Here is a 3252-nt window from a genome sequence, read left to right as displayed (position 1 = left end):
GCCCCTGATGTTTCCCCGAAGCTTTTGTTGTCTTAGGACAACTGGAGTTGACCTTGATGGACAGCCTGGCGACAAGCCCCCTATAGGGAGCGGTCATACATGCTCACCCCGTCACAAGTCGGCCGTAGCTGGCGATTTCGCCACGCCGCATCGCTACGCTAAGCAACAGCGCGTTCAGCAAGCACACGGGCGTACCGAGGCGCGTCAGGTCGAGCGCGCCGTTGGCGAGCGTGGCGATATAAGCGTCGGTGGACGCGTACACGGCGCGAGCATAGGCCCGCACGTGGTGCCGGTTGAGTCGCACCCGACGCGCCCAGGCGCGCCAATCAATCGCACCAACAAGCGGCGGGATCTCGCTCAGCCCGGTCCGGCCGTTCCACGTGGAAAGGGCAAGCGGCCTTCCCGGTCCGAGCACGCCATTGACGCTCAGATCCTCGCAGAGCACGGCCTGAGCGTAGCGGATTCCAGGCGAGACGTCCGAGCCCGACGGACACCGGTGGACCGCCTCGGGCGGGAGGCGGTCGATCGCATCATCGAGGAGCGCGTGCGCGATCCGGAACTGCAGGCGGAGGAGACTTTTCGCCGACACCGCGCCGAGATATCGGGAACGGTCTCCGGGCGCCGGGGTCATTTTTGGGGAACGGCCGGGGTGATGTCAGCTTCGTCCGGCGGCACACCAGGGAGCCCAAAGGCGGCAAAGACTTTAGGCGCTTGGAACATCGTTAGCGCCGCGATGGCGTCGTCCTGCAGAGTGAGCACATGGATCGAGTGCGGCCCCCACTCAAGAGACGTTGGGCTGCGGCTATACAATGCGAATGCCGGCTGTCCGTTCGCAGCAGTGGGAATGAGCCGAAAGCCTCCGTACCATTGCCATGCCCAACCGAAGAAAACCCGGATCGCTCCGCGGCCACGGTACCACTCTCGTCGCGGCGGCATGCGGAAGACCGCGTCCTCTCGTAGTAAAGCGACAAATCCATCGAGATCGGCATTTTCCCACGTGCGGACGTAGCGCTCGAGGAGGGCGCGCTGGCGGTCATCCGGCAACGCCTGCGCCGCGGGTTGGCCCGCAGGGACCCGTTTCTCGAGCGTGGCGTGGGCGCGCTGCAGCGCGCTGTTGACCGACGCAATCGATGCGTCGAGCAGCCGGCTGGTTTCCGCGGCCGACCATCCCAGGACGTCGCGGAGGAGCAGGACAGCCCGCTGCCGCGGCGGGAGATGCTGGATCGCGGCGATGAACGCGAGCTGCACGGCCTCGCGCATCTCATACCGCGCATCCGGGCCAGGCGCGGTGTCGGGGACGCCCTCCAGCGTGGCGTCCGGATAAGGCTCAAGCCACGGGATCTCGGTCGCCGGCTCGCCCTCCGGCATCCGGTCCGATGGTGGGCCGAGCCGTTCGGGAAGTACTCTTTGCGCGTTCGACCGGCGTGCGAGGGCCTTCAGGCAAGCGTTGGTGGCGATCCGATAGAGCCATCCCCGGAACGAGCCCGCTCCCCGAAACTGGAACGCCCCGACCCCACGCCAAGCACGGAGGAACGTTTCCTGAACAAGATCCTCGGCGTCGTAGAACGCGCCGAGCATGCGATAACAATGGAGTTGCAGCTCCCGCCGGTAGGGCTCCGCGAGCCGCTCGAAGGCTTCCCGGTCGCCCCTCTTGGCGGACTCCAAGAGCGTCGGCTGGTCCGACATTTCGGCGGACCTGTTCATTCAGGACCTTTCTCCTTCAGCGAAGACGGTTGAATCCCTTGTCAATGTCGACGTGGTCATCGTGTCGTTGTTGTCGGGGGCGGCGCGATGGTCTCGAGGAGGCGGTAAGATCCAACGACGGTTGACTCGAGCACCATTGGCGGCTCGACGCAACGCTCAGAGATACTCCGCTGGAACTCTTGAAAGGCCGACAGGTCCGAGAGCGGGCTGGCTCCACCGTCGACAATCGCAAGGTGGAGGAAGCTCACGCCATCGCCTAGCCGGAACGTCGCGTAGTGAAATCCGACCGGAGCCTCAGCGGCAAGTTGGGCATACACCCTCTTGACCAGACGCTCGTTTTCATCGGCTGCCTCGGGTTTGGTCTTGTACGTGACGACCACGGTCTTCCTCATGCGGTTCCTCCATTAGGCGGATACGGCTCATTTAGGCGGATACGGCTCATTCTTCGCGAAATCGGTGGCGCCGGCGTCTGTGCCTTGTTGGTCAAACGATGCCCCGATGTTTCCTAATCGACCACTTCTCCGCCGGTCAGGTTAGCGACAGTTCCGGTCATGCCATCGGCCAGATCGGAGGCCATGAGGACCGCCGCGTCCGTCAACTGCGCCAGCGTGGTCGAGCGCCGCGTGTGGCTCCTGCTTTCCAGCAACTCTCGGAACTGCTTCGGCGTGATCCCCAGCACCTTGGCGTGAATGCCGAAGACGATGTCGATCGTAGAGGTCTCGGGGAGTCCGGTCGAGCGCAGGCAAACGACGCGGACACCGGACGACGCGACCTCGGCGGAGAAGCTCCGACAGAGCGCTTCCATCGCCGCCCATGCCGGGCCCATGCCCCCCAGAAGTGGCACGCCGACACGGGCCGGCTCCGGCGTGTGCATCAAGATCACGCCGGATCGCCGCGCGACCATGTGCCGCGCCGCGGCCTTGGCGGTCACGAAGTGAGCCCGCGGATAGGTGGTGAGCGGGAGAGAGAACGCCTCCAACGGGAGCTCGATGAAGGGGACACCCTGCATGCCCTGGCGAGCTACCTCCGCCGCGGGAATCCCGATCGCGTTGAACGAGATGTCGAGTTTCCCGGCCTTCTTAACGACCGCGCCGATGTGCTTCTCGACGGCCTGTTCGTCGAGGGCGTCGACCTGATCCGCTTCGACCTTTCCGCCCGCGCCAGAGATCTGCTCGACGACGACATTGACGGTTGAGAGCCTGCGCCCGGTGAGAAACACCCGCGCCCCCTCGCGGGCGAATGCGCGGGCGACCGCGCTGCCGATTGCTCCTCCGGCTCCATAGATGACGGCATTCTTATTCTCAAGTAACATGTTCCGCCCTCCCACAATCGAGTCTTCTCCCGCTCAGGAAGCGGCTATTCGTGCTTGAGTGCACTCTCCGGGGAGAGGCCCGATGCCGGTGATGGTCATCGGGCCTCGCATCCCTACATGCTCGCCGCTTTCTCCAGGGCGTGCAGAATTATCGGGTTTTCAGATTGCAGGCCTCCATCCTGACTCACCATGTCAAGGGGGTATTCGCGCATGAAGATCAAGATGTCGGGAAGGCG

At 64.4% G+C, this 3252-nt stretch carries 4 protein-coding genes; all 4 read right to left on the bottom strand.

Translation table 11 applies throughout. From position 1 onward, the window contains the following. Window positions 1-103: 103 nt before the first annotated feature. The gene (locus VFP86_17320) at window positions 104-589 is read right to left on the bottom strand and encodes a hypothetical protein (protein HET9001403.1); all 486 of its coding nucleotides are present in this window, start codon (window positions 587-589) and stop codon (window positions 104-106) included. A 38-nt stretch (window positions 590-627) separates the two neighbouring features. Further along, window positions 628-1704, bottom strand: a complete 1077-nt coding sequence (locus VFP86_17315; protein HET9001402.1) for a sigma-70 family RNA polymerase sigma factor — start codon at window positions 1702-1704, stop codon at window positions 628-630. 56 nt (window positions 1705-1760) lie between these two features. Next, entirely contained in the window at window positions 1761-2096 is a 336-nt protein-coding gene (locus tag VFP86_17310) for a hypothetical protein (protein ID HET9001401.1), read from the bottom strand. Between the two features lie 113 nt (window positions 2097-2209). Beyond that, entirely contained in the window at window positions 2210-3016 is an 807-nt protein-coding gene (locus VFP86_17305; protein HET9001400.1) for an SDR family oxidoreductase, read from the bottom strand. Between the last annotated feature and the right edge of the window lie 236 nt (window positions 3017-3252).

The organism is bacterium, assembly GCA_035703895.1.
GTDB lineage: Bacteria > Sysuimicrobiota > Sysuimicrobiia > Sysuimicrobiales > Segetimicrobiaceae > Segetimicrobium.
This window is presented reverse-complemented; position numbering and strand designations above follow the sequence as displayed.